This window comes from Paenibacillus sp. ATY16 (assembly GCF_003399985.2).
In the GTDB taxonomy this organism is placed as follows: domain Bacteria; phylum Bacillota; class Bacilli; order Paenibacillales; family Paenibacillaceae; genus Pristimantibacillus; species Pristimantibacillus glycanilyticus.
Map to the genome: position 1 here is coordinate 206,987 of NZ_NMOK02000014.1, position 18,800 is coordinate 225,786.

18 protein-coding genes and 1 riboswitch are annotated in these 18,800 nt (G+C 52.4%); of the genes, 15 read left to right on the plus strand and 3 right to left on the minus strand.

What is annotated here, in order from left to right:
• Positions 1-13: 13 nt before the first annotated feature.
• Together CFI03_RS07870 and CFI03_RS07875 are read right to left on the minus strand one after the other, a co-directional pair.
• Positions 14-1,087 carry a phosphodiester glycosidase family protein gene (locus tag CFI03_RS07870; protein WP_116394127.1) on the minus strand — a complete coding sequence of 358 codons (1,074 nt, stop codon included), beginning with the start codon at positions 1,085-1,087 and terminating at the stop codon, positions 14-16.
• The gene (locus tag CFI03_RS07875; protein WP_116394128.1) at positions 1,084-1,509 is read right to left on the minus strand and encodes a hypothetical protein; all 426 of its coding nucleotides are present in this window, start codon (positions 1,507-1,509) and stop codon (positions 1,084-1,086) included. Before CFI03_RS07875 ends, CFI03_RS07870 begins: the two co-directional genes overlap by 4 nt.
• Positions 1,510-1,723: 214 nt before the next feature.
• On the opposite strand from CFI03_RS07875, the gene msrB reads away from it, so the two are divergent.
• The 5 genes from msrB (at position 1,724) to CFI03_RS07900 (ending at position 6,070) form a co-directional block, all read left to right on the plus strand.
• Positions 1,724-2,680 (plus strand): peptide-methionine (R)-S-oxide reductase MsrB, encoded by a 957-nt coding sequence (gene msrB / locus CFI03_RS07880; protein WP_116394129.1) that lies wholly within the window; start codon positions 1,724-1,726, stop codon positions 2,678-2,680.
• Between the two features lie 18 nt (positions 2,681-2,698).
• On the plus strand, positions 2,699-3,271 hold the full coding sequence (locus CFI03_RS07885; protein WP_116394130.1) for a nitroreductase family protein: 573 nt from the start codon (positions 2,699-2,701) through the stop codon (positions 3,269-3,271).
• A 215-nt stretch (positions 3,272-3,486) separates the two neighbouring features.
• Positions 3,487-3,933 carry a MarR family winged helix-turn-helix transcriptional regulator gene (locus tag CFI03_RS07890; protein WP_116394131.1) on the plus strand — a complete coding sequence of 149 codons (447 nt, stop codon included), beginning with the start codon at positions 3,487-3,489 and terminating at the stop codon, positions 3,931-3,933.
• 136 nt (positions 3,934-4,069) lie between these two features.
• A complete protein-coding gene (locus CFI03_RS07895; RefSeq protein ID WP_116394132.1) occupies positions 4,070-4,504 on the plus strand; it encodes a MarR family winged helix-turn-helix transcriptional regulator in 435 nt (144 codons plus the stop codon).
• A 48-nt stretch (positions 4,505-4,552) separates the two neighbouring features.
• Positions 4,553-6,070: a DHA2 family efflux MFS transporter permease subunit gene (locus CFI03_RS07900; RefSeq protein WP_116394133.1), complete on the plus strand. Its 1,518-nt coding sequence runs from the start codon at positions 4,553-4,555 to the stop codon at positions 6,068-6,070.
• Positions 6,071-6,394: 324 nt separating this feature from the next.
• Here the strand turns inward: CFI03_RS07900 and CFI03_RS07905 are convergent, their stop codons facing one another.
• Complete coding sequence (locus CFI03_RS07905) at positions 6,395-7,681, minus strand: LysM peptidoglycan-binding domain-containing protein (RefSeq protein ID WP_116394134.1); 1,287 nt, start codon at positions 7,679-7,681, stop codon at positions 6,395-6,397.
• Positions 7,682-7,934: 253 nt separating this feature from the next.
• Positions 7,935-8,035, plus strand: a riboswitch (purine riboswitch).
• A 191-nt stretch (positions 8,036-8,226) separates the two neighbouring features.
• Between CFI03_RS07905 and purE the strand changes: the two genes are divergently transcribed.
• The 10 genes from purE (at position 8,227) to purN (ending at position 18,768) form a co-directional block, all read left to right on the plus strand.
• Positions 8,227-8,712, plus strand: a complete 486-nt coding sequence (gene purE / locus CFI03_RS07910; protein WP_015842486.1) for a 5-(carboxyamino)imidazole ribonucleotide mutase — start codon at positions 8,227-8,229, stop codon at positions 8,710-8,712.
• A complete protein-coding gene (purK, locus tag CFI03_RS07915; RefSeq protein WP_116394135.1) occupies positions 8,709-9,875 on the plus strand; it encodes a 5-(carboxyamino)imidazole ribonucleotide synthase in 1,167 nt (388 codons plus the stop codon). The genes purE and purK overlap by 4 nt, the downstream gene beginning before the upstream one ends.
• 7 nt (positions 9,876-9,882) lie before the next feature.
• Positions 9,883-11,178 carry an adenylosuccinate lyase gene (gene purB, locus CFI03_RS07920; RefSeq protein WP_116394136.1) on the plus strand — a complete coding sequence of 432 codons (1,296 nt, stop codon included), beginning with the start codon at positions 9,883-9,885 and terminating at the stop codon, positions 11,176-11,178.
• A 24-nt stretch (positions 11,179-11,202) separates the two neighbouring features.
• The gene (locus CFI03_RS07925) at positions 11,203-12,102 is read left to right on the plus strand and encodes a phosphoribosylaminoimidazolesuccinocarboxamide synthase (protein ID WP_116394137.1); all 900 of its coding nucleotides are present in this window, start codon (positions 11,203-11,205) and stop codon (positions 12,100-12,102) included.
• A 361-nt stretch (positions 12,103-12,463) separates the two neighbouring features.
• Positions 12,464-12,706 carry a phosphoribosylformylglycinamidine synthase subunit PurS gene (gene purS / locus CFI03_RS07930; protein ID WP_015842490.1) on the plus strand — a complete coding sequence of 81 codons (243 nt, stop codon included), beginning with the start codon at positions 12,464-12,466 and terminating at the stop codon, positions 12,704-12,706.
• Between the two features lie 3 nt (positions 12,707-12,709).
• A complete protein-coding gene (purQ, locus tag CFI03_RS07935; RefSeq protein WP_116394138.1) occupies positions 12,710-13,405 on the plus strand; it encodes a phosphoribosylformylglycinamidine synthase subunit PurQ in 696 nt (231 codons plus the stop codon).
• Positions 13,383-15,626, plus strand: a complete 2,244-nt coding sequence (gene purL, locus CFI03_RS07940) for a phosphoribosylformylglycinamidine synthase subunit PurL (RefSeq protein ID WP_116394139.1) — start codon at positions 13,383-13,385, stop codon at positions 15,624-15,626. Before purQ ends, purL begins: the two co-directional genes overlap by 23 nt.
• Complete coding sequence (gene purF / locus CFI03_RS07945; RefSeq protein ID WP_116394140.1) at positions 15,611-17,089, plus strand: amidophosphoribosyltransferase; 1,479 nt, start codon at positions 15,611-15,613, stop codon at positions 17,087-17,089. The genes purL and purF overlap by 16 nt, the downstream gene beginning before the upstream one ends.
• Before the next feature lie 24 nt (positions 17,090-17,113).
• Positions 17,114-18,157, plus strand: coding sequence for a phosphoribosylformylglycinamidine cyclo-ligase (purM, locus tag CFI03_RS07950; protein WP_116394141.1), 1,044 nt, complete (start codon positions 17,114-17,116; stop codon positions 18,155-18,157).
• A complete protein-coding gene (gene purN / locus CFI03_RS07955; protein ID WP_116394142.1) occupies positions 18,157-18,768 on the plus strand; it encodes a phosphoribosylglycinamide formyltransferase in 612 nt (203 codons plus the stop codon). Before purM ends, purN begins: the two co-directional genes overlap by 1 nt.
• The last annotated feature ends 32 nt before the right edge of the window (positions 18,769-18,800 follow it).

The window sequence follows — 18,800 nt, forward strand, 5'->3', positions numbered from 1 at the left end:
CCATAGCGGCTGATTATTTAAAAAATAAGAAGTGCGTAGGAAGCTTTCTAAGCTGCCCGTCGGAAGGCTTGTTAATAACGCGTCCGTTCCAGATCAGCGACGAGGAGCCTCCGCCGTCCAGGTTGTAGCCGTCTACGGCGCCAAACCGCTGCAGCAGAATCTGCATCTCGGCCAGCGTTGCGCCGGAGCTGCCGCCTTCGTTGCGGCCGTCCGCTACGATGATCAGTAGCTGTCCGTCCTTGTAGTTGGCAATAACGGTGCGGGGCGCACGCGTTGGACTGCTTTGCCATTTACTTGGTATCGCCGTTGGACGGCCGTTCTTCAGAAGCACGGGTACAAACGACGCGCCAAATTTGACGTTAAGATGATCAAGCTGCTGCTTGCTTGTGAATTTCCCGCCAACCAGCTTGTTGCTGGCGTTAAGACCAACGAAGAACAGGTCGGCCCGGGTTGGTTCGAAGCCCTCTACATAGTCGCCGTTCAAAATGGTTGTGCTTAGCGGATACCGCTTGCCCCCGCCGTCGGCAAAGCCTCCCGCATTGACCCCGGCCACGGCGCCGTAACGTTGTACGGCAGCCAGCGTTGTTTCGGCACCGCCTACCTTATCGTTGCCGAGCACCATTTTCATCGCGTCGCCTGACTTGAGCTTAATCTTCATCGCATAGCTTTGGAAGTTGTCGGCCTTTATGTAGTATAACTGCGCGGTCAGCTTGTCCGAGCTGATCGTTCCCGAAGGGGGGCCTAGCCGTCCGGTAATGATTCTGTCGTAAATGACTAACGGGCGGTTAGCCTGGGCGGTTGCCGTATTGACGATCTGTTTCATATCGGCGTTTGTCTGGTTATACAGCTTTAGCTGCTTTTTAATGGAGGCGCTTGTCGCCGCGGCGGTCTGACGGGCCTGGTCGAGTCCGCTGGCGACAGATTTCGCATGGTCTGCGGCAGTCTCTTGCGGAGTGCCGGCCTCCGGGAAAATGCTGTCCGGTAGGACGATGGAAATATTCGTGACCATAAGCCATAACAACATCGCGACAAACGGTGTGCAGGCCAGCAGCATCGTTCGGTTCAGTGCTCGGATGGATAACGTCATTTGAGCACATCCAGATTTTTTTGCAGTTCGTTCAGCTTCTTTTTCACTTCGTTTAATTGCGTGTAAAGCTTATTGCTGTTATCGGTTTTGACATCAGCATTATCCTTCGTGAAGGTAAGCAGCTCGTTAAGGGCTTCTACCTTGGATTCCAATTGCGACAGCTCTTCTTTATAGCCGGTTTCCACTTTGGCAATCCGGTCATCGTATTGCTTTTGCATCTCGGCAATTTGCGCGGCTGTCTGGCGTTCCACGTCAGCAGCAATCTGCTTCTGGACATGCTCGCTGTACAGCTTGGCACCGGTAATGCCGGCGGCAATCAGAATAACCCATACACATACAAAGATGACGAAAGCACGCTGCTTGGTAGCCTTGCGCGATTTCGTTTCATAAGAAGCATTTGTTTCTAAAGCGGTATTGCTCATGGGCGTTCACCTCGTTTTCCGTTAATAAGGAAGTGAACGGACTGCAAAAACAGCATTTAAGCTAGTCTATCATGTTAGACGAACGAACGATGCCCAAGGTTAAGGCTGTCACTACATTGTAACAAAGATTGTTAGGGAAAGAGCCAATCATTTTGTGGGAATTGAAGGATAAGGTATAATAATAACAATTACGCTTGAAGGAGGTAATCGAAACATGACCACAGCTGTAGAACAAGCCATGTTTGCCGGAGGATGCTTCTGGTGCATGGTATCGCCGTTTGAAGAAACACCGGGTATTTTGTCCGTTGTATCAGGTTATTCCGGAGGCCATAAAGCAAATCCAACGTACGAAGAAGTGTGTTCCGAAACAACCGGGCATGCGGAAGTTGTCCATATTACTTTTGATCCTGCGATTTATTCCTATGAGAAGCTGCTGGACGTGTTCTGGCATCAGATTGATCCGACCGACGCGGGCGGCCAATTCCATGACCGCGGGGAATCCTACCGGACGGCTATCTTCTATTATAATGAAGAGCAGCGCCGGAAGGCGGAGGCTTCCAAGGCGGCTTTGGCGGCAAGCGGCAGATTCGACAAGCCGATTGTTACAGCCATTGAGCCGGCGAAGGAATTCTACCCGGCGGAGGACTATCATCAAGGTTATCACCGGACGAACCCGTTCCGTTATAAAATGTACCGCAAAGGCTCCGGCCGAGATGCCTTCATCAATAAGCATTGGACGGTTAAGAAGGATGAAGGCGAGCTTCGTTCCCGTCTTACTCCTTTGCAGTACGAAGTCACGCAGAACAATGCGACGGAGCGTCCTTTCACGGGCGAATTTTGGGATCATAAGGAAGAGGGCTTGTATGTCGATATCGTCTCGGGCGAGCCGCTCTTCACATCCCGCGAGAAATACGATTCCGGTTGCGGCTGGCCTAGCTTTACGAAACCTGTGAAGGAAGCGGCCATTACGGAAGTGCTCGATACCAGTCACTTCATGGTCCGCACAGAGGTGCGCAGCAAAGAAGGAGATTCCCATCTGGGCCATGTATTCGACGACGGTCCGGGACCTAACGGACTCCGCTACTGCATTAACTCCGCTTCGCTCCGATTTATCCCGGCAGCGGATTTGGAGAAGGAAGGTTACGGCGAGTACGTCAACTATTTCAAATAAGCGATTGGGGGAGAAACGATGCATATTGAAGAAGCGATCCGAACGAGACGTTCCATTGGGCGCGTCAAGCAAGATCCGGTTGATCGAAATCTGATTGAGAAGGTGCTGGAAGCGGCAACCTGGGCGCCAAGCCATCATAACACGCAGCCTTGGAGATTTATCGTCATGACCGGTGACGGCCGGGCCAAGCTTGGCGAAGGTTATGCGCGCGTCGCGCTTGCAACGCTTGGGGCAGGGGAAAGCCCCGAGCTGGAAGAACGTCTCCGCAAGGAGCGCGTTAAAGCGTACCGCTCGCCGGTAGTTATTGCGGTTGTCTGCTCGCCGTCCGCTGATCCGCGGGCTACATTGGTGGAGGAAATTGCTGCTTCGCATACGGCGGTGCAGAATTTGCTGCTTGCCGCGCACGCGAACGGACTGGGAGCGATCTGGCGTTCCGGCGACCCGATGTATCATCCGCTTATGAACGATACGTTTGGTCTGGCTGAGAACGAGAAAATCGTAGCGCTGGTGTATATGGGGTATCCGGATATGACTCCGCCGGAACCAAAGCGCACGCCGGCCGCGAAAAAAACAACCTGGCTTGAATCTTAATCTTAATCTTAATCTTAATCTTAATCTTAAGCGAAACAAGGCGCCCGCAAGGGCGCTTTTTTTTGTTGTCCAATTGGGGAAAATAATAGTGGACGAGTTGCAACGATTTTTTTAGCTGTGAATACTTTATTTATAATTAATTTAGTGTTAAAATATTTAGAGTTAATAAAATTGCTTTGTGCCATGTACTGACTGGCCCGAAAGGAGTGAGGGGAATGACAAATGCCAGCGAAGAGTTAATTAATCTTATCGGCCAGTTCCGATTGTTCCTGAAAAATGTCGCGAACGACTGGAGCAAGAAGACGATGTCCGGCATGAACACAACGCAGTTCAAGCTGTTATACACGCTTCATTCATCCGGTCCCTTGAAAGTATCGGAGCTTGCCGAATTGCTTGGATTGACGTCCGGCGCCATTACGGGTATTGCCGACAAGATGCTGGCGGAAGGCTTGATCAGCCGCGAACGAACAGCCGATGACCGGAGAGTGGTCATTATTGCTTTGACTTCGGCAGGCGATAAGCTCGTTAACCAGGTGATGGAATGTCACGAAGAATTATTTTCTTCCTTTTTCAACGGACTTCCGGAAGAAGATCTTCAGCATTTGAGAAGAATTTTCTCGAAGCTGACGGCCAATATGGATGAAGGCAAGCTGGGAAAATAATTTGTTATGGACGGATTGACTGATTCATAAAAAAGATATATAGTAGTAAATGCTTTGTTAATAATTTATTTAGTATTAAAATATTAAATGCTAATAGATTATCGATTCATGCAATCGGTGGGAAAGGGGAGAGGCAATGACGAATGCCAATGAAGAGCTGATTGGTTTCATGGGACAATTCAAGACGTTCCTGAAAAACGTAAACAACGAATGGAGCCGGAAAACAATGACGGGCATGAACTATACCCAGTTCAAGCTGTTGTTTACCCTTCATACATCGGGCTCCCTCAAGGTTTCCGAACTTGCCGATATTCTCGGACTGACCTCCGGTGCTATTACGGGTATTGCCGATAAGCTGGTGGCGGAAGATTTGATCAGCCGCGAGAGGGCAAATGACGACCGCAGGGTCGTATACATTGAGTTAACGGCTAAGGGCAAGGATGTGGTTGACGACATTCTCGAGTCGCAGAAAGAGACATTTTCCTCCTTTTTCAATGTATTGCCGGAAGAAGATATTCAGCATCTGAGGAGAATTTTTACCCAGCTGCTTGCGAATATGGATAACAAATAGCATTTCAGCTTGAATCACAGAAACATAGAAAAAGGAGAGAAAGACCCTATGAGTAATGCTGTAGCGGCATTAAAAAGAGGCCCGATCGTCGCATCGGTGCTTATTGCAGCCTTCGTAGCGCTTTTGAGCCAGACGCTCCTTAACGTTGCGCTCCCGAGTATCATGACTGACCTGAAGGTCAGCGCGAATACGGTGCAATGGCTGTCCACCGGTTATTTGCTTGTTAATGGCGTCCTTATTCCAATTAGTGCTTATTTGATCAGCCGGTTTTCAACAAGGTCATTATTCGTAGTTGCCACAAGTTTATTTACGGCAGGTACCATCGTCAGCGCCTTGGCGCCGAACTTTGAGACCCTGCTCACAGGACGTATTATTCAGGCGGCGGGCGCAGGTATTCTGATGCCGCTGATGTCCATCATCTTCCTGACGATTTTCCCGATTGAACAACGCGGTAAGGCAATGGGGATGATGGGGATTGCGATGATCTTCGCGCCTGCCGTTGGCCCAACGCTGTCGGGTTGGGTTGTTGAGCATTACGACTGGCGCGTTTTGTTCTACATCGTATTGCCGCTGTCGCTGTTCGGCTTGATTTACGGCGCTATATCGATGAAGAACGTTACGCAGACCGCGAAATCCAAGCTCGATATTTTCGCCGTTATTTTGTCCACTCTGGGTTTTGGCGGCCTGCTGTACGGCTTTAGTGACGCAGGTACGGACGGCTGGAATAACGCTACCGTGTACACAAGCTTGATCGTTGGCGTTGTTGCCTTGATTGGTTTTGTATGGTACCAGCTTGTTGTTAAAAAGCCAATCCTTGAAATGCGCGTCTTTAAGTTCGGCATGTATTCCCTGACTACCGTCATCAACGTCATTATTACAATGGCTATGTTCTCGGGTATGATCTTGCTTCCGATTTATTTGCAAAATATTATGGGCTTCACGCCGCTTAAATCCGGTCTGCTCCTGCTGCCGGGCGCAATTCTGATGGGTATTATGTCGCCAATCACCGGTATGATCTTCGATAAAGTCGGCGCTCGCTGGCTGGCGGTTACCGGTCTTATTATTACCGTTTACTCGTCTTATGAATTCAGCCAGCTGACGGATCATACGACATACGGTTATCTGATCACGATGTACACTTTGCGCATGTTCGGTATGTCCATGCTGATGATGCCGATCCAGACGGCAGGCATGAACCAGCTGCCGCAGCGCTTGAACGCCCACGGCTCGGCGATGTCGCAAACGCTGCGTAACGTAGCGGGCGCTTTGGGTACGGCGTTCCTCGTTACGCTGATGACGAACAAAGCGGCTTCGGAAACGAAGCATATGGTTGCAACGCAAGGTATCGACCCTAACGATAAAGCGGCAATGGCTCATGTGATCCAAGAAGCGACGATTACCGGTATCAACCACTCGTTCGTTGTGGCAACTTGGTTCGCCGTTGCGGCACTCGTGCTGGCCTTCTTCATCCGCAAAGTGAAGCCGCATCAAGAACCGGCTACCGTAGTAAACGCATCTTCCGAAGGTCAAGCGAAAGCTCAGCTTGCCGCGACCCAATCGAAATAAGGGTTGGTTAAGCGCCAAGCTGCGCTTGGATTTAACCGATAGGTGAATATAAAGGGTACGGCCGTGCAGATTCATTTCTGCACGGCCGTTTTGTTTTTTGTAGTATATCGGAAGCCTTAACGATACGCGGTATCGTTAAGAAGCTTATATTGGAAGGAAAAAAGATAAAACCGGCGGCTTTTCCGATTCTTAACGATGCGCCGCATCGTTAAGGCTCTGGAAAGGCCGCCATCTAATGGTCTTAACGATGTGCGACATCGTTAAGGGATTTCTAGAACGGGCGGGTCCGGACGTATTAGGGCAGTATGTTCACACTTGCCGCCTTTACCTCACAGGCTTATAAACATGAAAGTTATGCTCCAGCACCTGCCAGAAGGCAGGGAACGGAACATCAAGCACCCAGGTGCTCACCCCTCGCAGATGATAGCATTTGACCAGATCAAGCTTCGCCTGCACGCTCCTCGCATCCTCGTACCAGACCTGATGGTCGCGCCCGTACTCATCCCTGTAACCGTAATACGGCGATTCGGCGATTGGATCGTAATGAATAGCAGCGCCATACCTGGCAGCCCTTCGCACCGCATTGCCCGAACTGACGGACATCGCCCAATCCTGACCCGGGATATAAGGAAGCGTCCAGTCATAGCCGTAAAGAGGCATCCCAAGCATAATTTTGGTGGACGGAATCAGAGATATCGCATAGTTCAACACTTTGGCTACTTCATTCTTTGGAGCAACCGCCATTGGCGGTCCGCCCGCCCATCCCCATTCGTAAGTCATAAGAATAACGAAATCGAGAATCCGGCCTTGCTCGGCGTAATCCTGCCCTTCGAAGAGCTGTCCGTCCTGATCGGGTGAACTAACCGGCGGCAGGGTCGAGGAAACAAGGCATCCGATGGCATGTAGAGAGCCGGCAAGCCGTTCCAGGAACTGATGATACAGCCTGCGGTCGGCCGCCGGAATAAAAGCAAAATCTACGTTAAGAGCCCAATACTTGTTCATCCGCATAACGTATATGATCCCTTGGATCAGCCGTTCCTTCACGGCTTCGTTCGTTAAAATGTAATGGACCAGGCTCGGGCTGAACGCATAGCCGTCAAAATTCGTAATCACCATCATGGGCGCAGCCCGTCCGCGGTAAGCTTCCTGAATAGCCGGCAAATCATTTAAGGCGCTTAGCGAGCCGTCCGGCCTAACCTGATAACTGAAAGGACTAAGGAAGGTTAAATGTCTGGCTGCAGCAGCCGCGCTGGCGGTGATGCCCGAAGTCGAGACGGCAGGCTCGGCATAGCCGTTCGCTTCGATCGCCATCTTGCGCGGACTCGGAATGCGGAGCCGCATGCCGGGAAGAATAAGGGCGGGATTAGTAATATGGTTAACTCTGGCCAGCTCCTGCAGAGTGATGCCGTATTTTTGCGAGATCGTCCATAAGGTTTCTCCCGGTATGACCTGATGGTTGTCAGCCTCGAGGGGGATAATGAGCGCTTGCCCGGCGGCGAGAGGCTCGGTTGCCTGCATGCCATTGGCGGCAAGGACAGCTTCCTGGGACAGGCTATACTGCTGCGCCAGACTCTGTACGGTGTCCCGCCCTTTGACGGTATGGATCAACATCGCCTCTCGCCTCCTTTAATGATTCGGAATCTTCTCCTACTATTCTATTCGGCAGGTCCCCTAACTTAAAACCATGCCAAATAAATTGATAACGGCAGAAAAAGGAAAGCGAATTCCTTGCAATTTAAGACAAAAACGAACTTTATTTGAACTCATTTATTTTAATGTTCGTATTTTATACGCTTTTCATTGACAGACATAGGGGGATTGGATAAACTGAAATAGGTTAAGGCGGAACATTCGTCGAATGCTCCGTAAATAGGTTGAAAGATCTCGTATATCCTCGGGAAAAAGGCCCGAAAGTATCTACCCGAAAACCATATTTTTCGGACTACGAGTTGATGGAACAAATAGACAGGTTGCCCCTTTAACAGGGCAGCCTTATGCTGTCTTTGCATTGCGAAACTTTTGTAATTGAAGTAAAGACAACAATTGTTGCCATCTGCTCGGGTCCCGGCAGCATCCATAGAAAGTATGGTTGCGGCGCGGGATTTTTACGTTTCGCGGGATATACACAATTTATAGATGAAGGAAGGTTTGAACGCATGTCTGCGAAAGTAGGCGTCATCATGGGCAGCAAGTCGGATTGGGATACAATGAAACTTGCCTGCGACGTGTTAGAAGAGCTGCAAATTCCTTACGAGAAAAAGGTTGTTTCCGCTCACCGGACACCGGATTTAATGTTCGAATATGCGGAGACGGCTGCAGAACGCGGCCTTAAAGTAATCATCGCGGGTGCCGGCGGTGCCGCGCATTTGCCGGGCATGGTTGCTGCGAAGACGATTCTGCCGGTAATCGGCGTGCCAGTCAAATCCTCGAATCTGAGCGGTCTTGATTCGCTCCTGTCGATCGTGCAAATGCCGGGCGGCATTCCGGTTGCGACGGTAGCCATCGGCAATGCCGGCGGTACAAATGCCGGACTGCTGGCCGCTCAAATGCTCGGTGCTTTCGATCCTGAAGTACAAGCCCGGGTGGAAGCGCGGCGCGAGCGGATCAAGCAGGAAGTGCTGGAAAGCAGTGAGACATTATGATGATGGAAGATAACAAGCGAACGCTTCTGCCGGGCAGCACCATTGGCGTGCTAGGCGGCGGACAGCTTGGCCGGATGATGGCGCTCGCAGGCAGCGCGATGGGTTACCGCTTCGTAGCGCTTGACCCGACAGCCGATGCGCCTTGCGGACAAGTAGCCGACCAGATCGTCGCTGCTTACAACGACCGCGAAGCGGCCCGCGAGCTGGCGCGCCGGGCGGATGTCATCACGTACGAGTTCGAGAATGTCGATGCCGATGTGGCGGCGATGCTCATGTCGGAATCGTACGTGCCGCAGGGCAGCGAGCTGCTCTATACGACGCAGCACCGGCTTCGCGAGAAGCGTGCGATCGAAGCGGCGGGCGTACGGGTTGCCCCGTACAGCGAAATCCGGAGCAGCGAAGAGCTGCGAGCCGCAGCTGAAAAGTTTGGACTTCCATGCGTGCTGAAGACGGCAATGGGCGGTTATGACGGCAAAGGGCAATGGGTGATTCGGAGCTTTGACGAGATCGAAGAAGCGTACGAGACGTTAAGCCGTGCCGGCGTAGAGCTAGTGCTGGAGCAATTCATTAAGTTTGACAAAGAATTATCCGTTATTGCGGCAAGAAGTCCTCAAGGCGAGATAAAAGCGTTCCCCGCTGCGGAAAATATTCATGTCGAGAATATTTTGCATCTGTCGATCGTTCCGGCACGCATTGCGGAGAGCGTTCAGAAGGAAGCGGAAAAGCTGGCGGTCAAGATCGCGGAAGGGCTTGGCGTAGTTGGCTTGATCGCCGTAGAGCTGTTCCTGACGGCCGATGGGGAGCTGTTCGTTAACGAGCTGGCACCGCGCCCTCATAACAGCGGCCACTATACGATGGAAGCATGCCGGACCTCGCAGTTCGAACAGCATGTTCGCGCGGTATGCAATCTGCCGCTGGGCGATACGGAGCTGCTTACGCCGGTCGTTATGGTGAACGTCCTTGGTCAGCATGTAGAGCCGCTGCTTGCGCGGATGGCGAAGCATGATGAAGCGGCGGCAAGATTAAACGTTGCTCCGAAGGTTCATCTGTATGGCAAGAAGGACGCCGTATTCAAACGGAAAATGGGCCATGTAAACGTGCTTGCCGGCGATGTGCAGCAGGCGCTTGATTGGATAGAAGAGACAACTATTTGGAAGGTGTGAACGGTACATGTTAGAGCGTTACAGCAGACCGGAAATGAGAGCAATTTGGACGGAGCAGAATAAATTCCAGGCATGGCTTGAGGTTGAGCTTTGCTCCTGCGAGGCTTGGGTTGAGCTTGGCGTTATTCCGGCAGAAGACGTAGAAGCGCTTCGCAAAGCGGCTACTTTCAATATCGACCGCATTTACGAAATCGAGCAAGAAACCCGCCATGACGTAATCGCGTTCACTCGCGCGGTATCCGAGACGGTTGGTCCGGAACGCAAATGGGTTCACTACGGCCTGACTTCGACTGACGTTGTCGATACGGCAAACGGCTACCTGCTTCTTCAAGCAAACGCGATTCTCAAAAAAGACATCGAGCGTTTCATCTCGATCCTTCGCGAGAAAGCGATCCAATACAAAGATACGCCTATGATGGGCCGTACGCATGGCGTGCACGCCGAGCCAACAACGTTTGGCCTGAAAATGGCGCTGTGGCATGAAGAAATGAAACGCAACCTCGAGCGCTTCGAGCATGCGGCAAACGGCGTTCAATTCGGTAAAATTTCCGGCGCTGTCGGTACTTACGCGAACATCGATCCGTTCGTTGAAGAGTTTGTTTGCAAAAAGCTTGGCATTAGCCCGGCTCCAATCTCGACGCAAACGCTGCAGCGTGACCGTCACGCTGAATACATGGCGACACTGGCGCTTGTTGCAACATCGCTTGATAAATTCGCTACGGAAATCCGCGCTTTGCAGAAGAGCGAATTCCGTGAAGTGGAAGAAGCTTTCGCAAAAGGCCAAAAAGGTTCTTCCGCAATGCCTCACAAACGCAACCCGATCGGCTGCGAGAACATCTCCGGCTTGTCCCGCGTCATCCGCGGCCACATGCTGACCGCTTACGAGAACGTACCGCTGTGGCATGAGCGCGACATCAGCCACTCGTCTGCGGAACGCGTTATTTTGCCGGATGCAACGATGCTTCTGAACTACATGCTGAACCGTCTGGGCAACATCATTCAGAACCTGACCGTGTTCCCTGAAAATATGAAGAAAAACATGCAGCGCACATTTGGCGTTCCGTTCTCCGGCCGCGTCATGACAAAGCTGATCGACAAAGGCCTCAGCCGCGAGCAAGCTTACGACACGGTACAGCCGCGCGCGATGCAGGCGTGGGAAGAGCAGCGCCAATTCCGCGACATTATCGAATCGACGCCTGAAATTACTAGCCTTCTGTCGGCGGAAGAGATCGAAGATGCTTTCAATCCGGCTTGGCACCTGAAGCATGTGAATACCATCTTTACGCGTCTTGGCTTGAACTAAAGGGCAAAGGGGATTCGAGGAAGAATGACTGCACAATCGCAAGCTTTATCCACGGCGGCGGACTACATCAAAGCTCCGCTGCTGTATAAAGGCAAGGTTCGCGAGCTTTACGATCTTGGCGAGCATTACCTGATCGTCGTGACAGACCGCATCTCGGCATTCGATTATGTACTGGATCCGGCTGTTCCGCAAAAGGGCAACGTGCTGAACCGACTGTCGGCTTTCTGGTTCGAGCAAACGGCCGATATTCAGACGAACCATGTCGTACACACGGACGTCGAAAAGCTTGGGGATATCGTTACGGCGCCCGAGCTTCTGAAGGACCGGATCATGGTGACGAAAAAAGCCGAGCGTATCGACATTGAATGCGTCGTTCGCGGCTATATCACCGGCGGCGGCTGGAGACAATACCAGCAAACGTCCGCGATCAACGGCATCGAGCTTCCGGAAGGCATGCGCAAAAACGAACGCTTTCCTCAGCCGATCTTTACGCCGGCAGCGAAAAATGACGTTGGCCACGACGAGGATATCCCGTTCGAGCGTATGCAGGAGATGGTTGGCGCCGAGCTCGCCGAAGAGCTTCGCGACCGCAGCATCAAGCTGTACGAATTCGCTCACGACTATTGCGCGAAGCATGGCATTATCCTTGCCGACTGCAAATTCGAATTCGGTCTGATCGACGGCAAAGTCATTCTGATCGACGAGATTTTTACCCCGGATTCCTCGCGTTTCTGGGCGGAGAGCAACTACGCTTACGATATCGAGATCGACAGCATGGACAAAGAACCGGTCCGTACTTACCTTCTCGGCTCCGACTGGGATCGAGACAGCAAACCGGCTCCTCTTCCCGAATCGGTCGTAAACGAAACAACCAATCGTTACCTCGACATTTACAGCCGTTTAACCGGCCGTTCGCTGGTATAGATCGAAATTATATAGGTTTTTGAATTTATCTTTTGTTCTTTTGTTCTTTTGTTCTTATAGGTTTTGGCGTTAAAGGCGCGGTACGCGCCACAAAACGCCCAGCTGCTGTTCACACGACTACCCGGGAGTGATATTTTGGACTCGGCGGGAGCCGGGAGTGAGGGAGCAAGGGTGTCTGCCTTCGAGCGACAGCGCTCGCCTTTGAAATTCGGAAAATATCCGCTTAGCAGATTAAATGAAATTTTCCGATTTCAACAGCGACGTAGACAGACACCCTTGCGACCGAGCGACCCGAGCGACCCACCCAAACGCCGCGCCAAAACAACCACGACCGGAAAAACCATTTTCAGGAGGCCCTACTATGAAAGCAAAAGTCTACGTCACGATTAAAGAAAATGTACTCGACCCGCAAGGTCAAGCCGTTCAAGGCTCGCTGCACACGATGGGCTTCGCGGAAGTGGATAAAGTCCGCATCGGTAAATACCTGGAGCTTCAGCTCGACACGAACGACCGCGCGGAAGCGGAAGCACGCGTGAAAGTTATGTGCGAAAAGCTGCTGGCAAACACGGTAGTCGAAGATTTCCGTTTTGAATTGGAGGGATAATCGATGAAGTTTGCGGTTCTCGTATTCCCCGGCTCCAACTGTGACATTGACTGCTTCAAAGCGGTAGAAGATACGATCGGCCAAGAGGTTGATTACGTATGGCATACGGCGACTGACCTTTCCGGTTACGACGCGATTCTTGTACCGGGCGGCTTCTCCTACGGCGACTACCTGCGCTGCGGCGCAATGGCTAGTTTTGCTCCGGTCATGAATGAAGTTGTAAAAGCAGCAGAGCAAGGCAAGTTTATCCTTGGTATCTGCAACGGTTTCCAAATCCTGACCGAAGCTAACCTTCTGCCAGGCGCACTGATCCGCAATACGGGCCTTAAATTCCGTTGTCAGCAGCAGCTGCTTGAAGTGGTAAACAACGGAACAGCATTTACGAACCAATACTCGCAGGGCGAGATTATCGATATTCCGATTGCGCACGGCGAAGGCAACTACTATTGCGACGATGCAACGCTGGCCGAGCTGAAAGCAAACAACCAGATCGTATTCCGTTATGCAGGCGACACGAACCCGAACGGTTCGGTAGAGAACATTGCGGGGATCAGCAACAAGAAGGGCAATGTCGTGGGCATGATGCCTCACCCGGAGCGCGCGGTTGACCAAATCCTCGGCTCGGAAGACGGCAAACGGATGTTTACATCGATTTTGAATGCATGGAGGGAACAACATGGCGCAGCAATTAACGGCTAAGGAACCAACAGCCGAACAAATCGTCGAGCAAAAGATTTATCAACAATTCGGTGTATCGGATTATGAATTTGAGCTTATCTGCGGTTTTCTCGGCCGTACACCTAACTATACGGAAATCGGCGTATTCAGCGTTATGTGGTCCGAGCATTGCGCGTACAAGAACTCCAAGCCAATCCTGAAGAAATTCCCGATTACAGGCCCTCGCGTCCTGATGGGACCGGGCGAAGGCGCGGGTATCGTGGACATTGGCGACAACCAAGCGGTTGTATTCAAAATCGAATCGCATAACCATCCGTCCGCGGTTGAGCCTTACCAAGGCGCTGCAACGGGCGTAGGCGGCATTATCCGCGACATTTTCTCCATGGGCGCACGTCCGGTAGCTCTGCTGAACTCGCTTCGTTTTGGCAAGCTGGAAAATGACCGCGTGAAATACTTGTTCGAGAACGTCGTAAGCGGCATCGCCGGCTACGGCAACTGTATCGGTATTCCTACCGTTGCAGGCGAAGTGATGTTCGACGAGAGCTACGAAGGCAACCCGCTCGTTAACGCGATGTGCGTAGGCCTTATCGATCATGACAAAATCCAGCGCGGCGTGGCAAAAGGCGTTGGCAACCCGGTATTCTACGTTGGTCCGGCAACGGGCCGCGACGGCATCCATGGTGCAACATTCGCATCGGTTGAGCTGTCCGAAGAATCCGAAGAAAAACGTACCGCGGTGCAAGTCGGCGATCCGTTCATGGAGAAGCTTGTTATGGAGTCTACGCTTGAGCTGATCAACTCCGGCATCGTACTCGGTATTCAAGATATGGGCGCAGCGGGCCTCACTTGCTCGAGCGCAGAGATGGCTTCCAAAGCCGGGAACGGCCTGGAACTGTACCTGGATGAAGTTCCGCAACGCGAAACAGGCATGACGCCTTACGAAATGATGCTGTCGGAATCGCAAGAACGCATGCTGTTCGTTGTTGAGCCTCAGCATGAAGCGCAAGCGCAAGAAATTTTCGACCGTTGGGGCGTTATCTGCAAGAAAGTCGGAAAAGTTACCGACGACGGCCGTCTCCGCCTGTTCCACCAAGGCGAGCAAGTTGCCGACATGCCGGTTAAAGCACTCGTTGACGAGTGCCCGGTATACAACAAGCCATCTTCCGAGCCTGCTTACTACCGCGAGAACGCAAGCGTGGATGCAGCTGCTTTCGAAGAAATTACCGATCTTAACGGTGCTCTTGAAAAAGTACTCGCTTCGCCGACTGTGGCAAGCAAAGAGTGGGTATATAACCAATATGACTACATGGTTCGTACGTCGACGGCCGTTCAACCAGGCTCCGACGCGGCAGTGGTTACGATTCGCGGCACCCGTAAAGGTCTTGCGATGACGACGGACTGCAACGGACGTTACGTATATCTTGATCCTGAAGTAGGCGGCCAGATCGCCGTAGCGGAAGCTGCCCGCAACATCGTGTGTTCCGGCGCAGAACCGCTTGCGATTACGGACAACCTGAACTTCGGCAGCCCGGAGAAGCCGGAAGTATTCTGGCAGATCGAGAAAGCTGCAGACGGCATGTCCGAAGCTTGCCGCGTGCTTGATACGCCGGTAATCGGCGGCAACGTCAGCTTGTACAACGAGAACGCAAAAGGCGCGATCTATCCTACTCCGGTAATCGGCATGGTTGGTCTCGTGCATGATGTGGATCACATCACGACTCAAGGCTTCAAAAAAGAAGGCGATGTTATTATCCTCGTGGGCGAGACGAAAGCGGAGCTTGGCGGCAGCGAGCTGCTCTACGCTCTGAACGGCTCGGCGGCAGGTCGTCCGCCGCAAATTGATCTGGCAACGGAGAAGACAACGCTGAACGCTATTCTGACAGCGATCCAAGGCGGTCTGGTTGCTTCGGCGCATGACCTGTCCGAAGGCGGTCTGGCAGTCGCGCTTGCTGAATCCGCAATTAGCGGCGGCATTGGCGCAGAAGTAAACGTTGCAACGGATCTTCGTCCGGATCACCTATTGTTCAGCGAATCGCAATCCCGTATTCTGCTTTCGGCAACACCTGAGAAAGCAGCGGCATTGCAAGCGCATTTGAACGAGCAAGGCGTAGTGAATGCGGCAATCGGCACTGTCAAAGGCAGCAGCCTGACCATCAACGTAAACGGCAAATCCGGCGTAAACGCACCGGTACAACAACTGGAGAAGGTCTGGAAGGATGCGATTCCATGTCTGATGAAATAAAACAGCTGAAGCTGTGGACGGGAAATCATTATAACGAAGGCATTGGCCGTGACGATATTTTTGATAAACTGCGCGAGGAGTGCGGCGTGTTCGGGGTCTTTAACGTCCCGAACGCGTCCTCCCTCAGCTATTACGGCCTTCACGCCTTGCAGCACCGCGGCGAAGAGAGCGCGGGAATCTGCGCTGTGGATACGGAGAACGGCAGCCGTTTTGCCTACCACCGCGGCATGGGGCTTGTGAAGGAAGTATTCGATAAAGAGCGGATTGAGTCGCTTCCCGGCAACCGCGCTATCGGCCACGTTCGTTATTCGACCGCTGGCGAGAGCAAGCTGGCTAATGCGCAGCCGCTTATTTTCCGTTATCGGGACGGAGATCTGGCAGTCGCAACAAACGGCAACATCGTTAATGCGCCTGAGATCCGCAAAGAGCTCGAGAGCCAAGGCTCGATCTTCCAGACTTCCAGCGATACCGAAGTTATTGCCCACTTGATCGCTCGTTCTCCCAAGAGCTTCGAGGAAGCGGCAAAAGATGCCCTGCAGCGCATTATCGGGGGCTTTGCGTTCCTGATCATGACCAATGACAAGCTGCTGGTAGCTTCCGACCCTAACGGTCTTCGTCCGCTCGTAATGGGCAAATTGGGTGACGGATACGTCTTCTCTTCCGAATCCTGCGCATTCGAATCGATCGGTGCCGAGTACGTCCGCGACGTGCAGCCTGGCGAGCTCTTATACCTTGATGCTGACGGCATGCGCGAGGACCGTTACGCGGAAGTGGAACGCCGGGCGACCTGCGCAATGGAGTACATCTATTTTGCCCGTCCGGACAGCGATATTAATACGATCAACATCCATTCCGCGCGCAAGCGGATGGGTAAGCAGCTTGCGATGGAGTCCTTCGTGGATGCGGATATCGTAACCGGCGTGCCGGATTCGAGTATTTCGGCGGCAATCGGTTATGCCGAGCAAACGGGTATTCCATACGAGCTTGGATTAATCAAGAACAAATACACGGGCCGTACCTTTATTCAGCCTTCTCAGGAGCTTCGCGAGCAGGGCGTTAAGATGAAGCTGTCCGCCGTGCGTAAAGTCGTGGAAGGCAAACGCGTTGTTATGATCGACGACTCGATCGTACGCGGCACGACTTCCCGCCGGATCGTGAACATGCTTCGCGAAGCTGGCGCGACGGAAGTGCATGTGCGGATTACATCGCCGCCATTCAAGAACCCTTGCTACTACGGTATCGATACGCCGGACCGCAAGGAGCTGGTTGCTTCTTCGAGAACGGTGCAGGAAATGTGCGAAATGATCAATGCGGACTCTTTATCTTTCCTTAGTCAAGAAGGCTTTATCGATTCGGTAGGCGGCAATGACGGCGCGTACAACCGCGGCATGTGCCTAGCTTGCTTCGATAACGATTATCCAACGCCGGTAAACGAAGAGTCGGATAAGAGCTGCAGCTGTTAATAGTATAAAAAGGGGTTGACTGGTGTGTCAGAAGCGTACAAAAAAGCCGGTGTCGATATTGCGGCCGGCAATGAAGCAGTCGAACGGATGAAGAAGCATGTTAAGAAAACGTTCCGCCCGGAGGTACTGACGGATCTCGGCGGCTTTGGCGGATTGTTCGGCCTTAACAAGGACAAATACGAGGAGCCTGTGCTCGTATCGGGAACGGACGGCGTCGGCACGAAGCTGAAGCTGGCGTTCCTGATGGATAAGCATGACACGATTGGCGTTGACGCGGTTGCGATGTGCGTAAACGATATTATCGTACAAGGCGCCGAGCCTCTCTTCTTCCTCGATTATCTGGCATGCGGTAAAGTCGTTCCGGAAAAAATCGAAGCGGTAGTCAAAGGCATCTCCGACGGCTGCGTGCAAGCAGGCTGCGCACTGATTGGCGGCGAAACGGCCGAAATGCCAGGCATGTACCAAGGCGACGAGTATGATATTGCCGGCTTTACGGTTGGCGTAGTGGATAAGAAAAAAATTATCGACGGCACGACAATCGCTCCCGGGGATGTTGTTCTCGGATTCGCATCGAGCGGCATCCACAGCAACGGCTACTCGCTGGTACGCCGTCTTCTTCTCGAAGAGTGCGGTTACGCGCTGGACCAACGTCTGCCTGAATTGAACGATGAGGTTCTTGGCGATGTATTGATCGAGCCAACCCGCATCTATGTGAAATCGGCTTTGAAGCTGATCGAGCAAGTAAATGTAAAAGGCATGGCGCACATTACGGGCGGCGGCTTTATCGAGAATATCCCGCGCGTTCTTCCGGAAGGCGTAAACGTCAATATCGAATACGGTTCGTGGCCGATTCTGCCTGTCTTCCAGCTTATGCAGGACAAAGGCGCAATCACCAACCGCGATATGTTCACAACCTTTAATATGGGCATCGGGTTAGTCGTAGTGGTTCCAGCAGATCAAGCGGAGAAGGCTCTTCAAGCAGCATCCGAGCTTGGCGAGAAAGCATACCGAATCGGAACTGTAACGGAAGGCAGCCGCGTAGTTACGTTCACGGGAGCGGACGTTTAATGGGAACACTCCGAATAGCCGTCTTCGCGTCAGGACAAGGAACGAACTTCCAAGCCCTGGCCGATGCGGTGCGGCAAGGAAGGCTCGATGCAACCATCGAGCTTCTTGTTTGTGATAAGCCTGCGGCGCCGGTTGTGGAACGGGCTCGCAAGGCCGGGATTGATACCTTTGTGTTTGTTCCCAAGGAGTATCCGTCCCGCCAGGCCTACGAAACGGAAATTCTCTCGGAGCTTCAGCGCCGCGGCATCGAGCTGGTTGTCCTTGCGGGTTATATGCGCATTATTACTTCCGTGCTCGTTGAGCCCTATTACGGCAGAATGATTAATATCCATCCGGCTTTGCTGCCTTCTTTCCCCGGCGTAAACGGAATTGGCCAAGCGCTGGAATACGGCGTGAAGGTGACGGGCATTACCGTTCATTATGTGGACGGGGGAATGGACAGCGGGCCGATTATCGCGCAAAGCGTTGTTGAAGTGCAAACGGGCGACACGGAGGACACGCTAGGCGAGCGGATTCATGCAGCCGAGCAGCAATTGCTGCCCCGGGTTGTGCAGTCCATTGCAGAGGGACGCGTAACTCTAGAAGATCGTATCGTAACGGTTAAACTTTAAATATATATGTACCTATTTTGAGGAGGCAATTT

Coding starts and splice junctions, on each gene's coding strand:
- CFI03_RS07895 (WP_116394132.1), top strand. CDS start 4,070: ATGACGAATGCCAATGAAGAGCTGATTGGTTTCATGGGACAATTCAAG.
- purL (WP_116394139.1), top strand. CDS start 13,383: ATGGCGCAGCAATTAACGGCTAAGGAACCAACAGCCGAACAAATCGTC.
- purK (WP_116394135.1), top strand. CDS start 8,709: ATGATGATGGAAGATAACAAGCGAACGCTTCTGCCGGGCAGCACCATT.
- purS (WP_015842490.1), top strand. CDS start 12,464: ATGAAAGCAAAAGTCTACGTCACGATTAAAGAAAATGTACTCGACCCG.
- CFI03_RS07925 (WP_116394137.1), top strand. CDS start 11,203: ATGACTGCACAATCGCAAGCTTTATCCACGGCGGCGGACTACATCAAA.
- purE (WP_015842486.1), top strand. CDS start 8,227: ATGTCTGCGAAAGTAGGCGTCATCATGGGCAGCAAGTCGGATTGGGAT.
- CFI03_RS07885 (WP_116394130.1), top strand. CDS start 2,699: ATGCATATTGAAGAAGCGATCCGAACGAGACGTTCCATTGGGCGCGTC.
- msrB (WP_116394129.1), top strand. CDS start 1,724: ATGACCACAGCTGTAGAACAAGCCATGTTTGCCGGAGGATGCTTCTGG.
- purN (WP_116394142.1), top strand. CDS start 18,157: ATGGGAACACTCCGAATAGCCGTCTTCGCGTCAGGACAAGGAACGAAC.
- CFI03_RS07875 (WP_116394128.1), bottom strand. CDS start 1,509: ATGAGCAATACCGCTTTAGAAACAAATGCTTCTTATGAAACGAAATCG.
- CFI03_RS07905 (WP_116394134.1), bottom strand. CDS start 7,681: ATGTTGATCCATACCGTCAAAGGGCGGGACACCGTACAGAGTCTGGCG.
- purQ (WP_116394138.1), top strand. CDS start 12,710: ATGAAGTTTGCGGTTCTCGTATTCCCCGGCTCCAACTGTGACATTGAC.
- CFI03_RS07890 (WP_116394131.1), top strand. CDS start 3,487: ATGACAAATGCCAGCGAAGAGTTAATTAATCTTATCGGCCAGTTCCGA.
- purB (WP_116394136.1), top strand. CDS start 9,883: ATGTTAGAGCGTTACAGCAGACCGGAAATGAGAGCAATTTGGACGGAG.
- CFI03_RS07870 (WP_116394127.1), bottom strand. CDS start 1,087: ATGACGTTATCCATCCGAGCACTGAACCGAACGATGCTGCTGGCCTGC.
- purF (WP_116394140.1), top strand. CDS start 15,611: ATGTCTGATGAAATAAAACAGCTGAAGCTGTGGACGGGAAATCATTAT.
- CFI03_RS07900 (WP_116394133.1), top strand. CDS start 4,553: ATGAGTAATGCTGTAGCGGCATTAAAAAGAGGCCCGATCGTCGCATCG.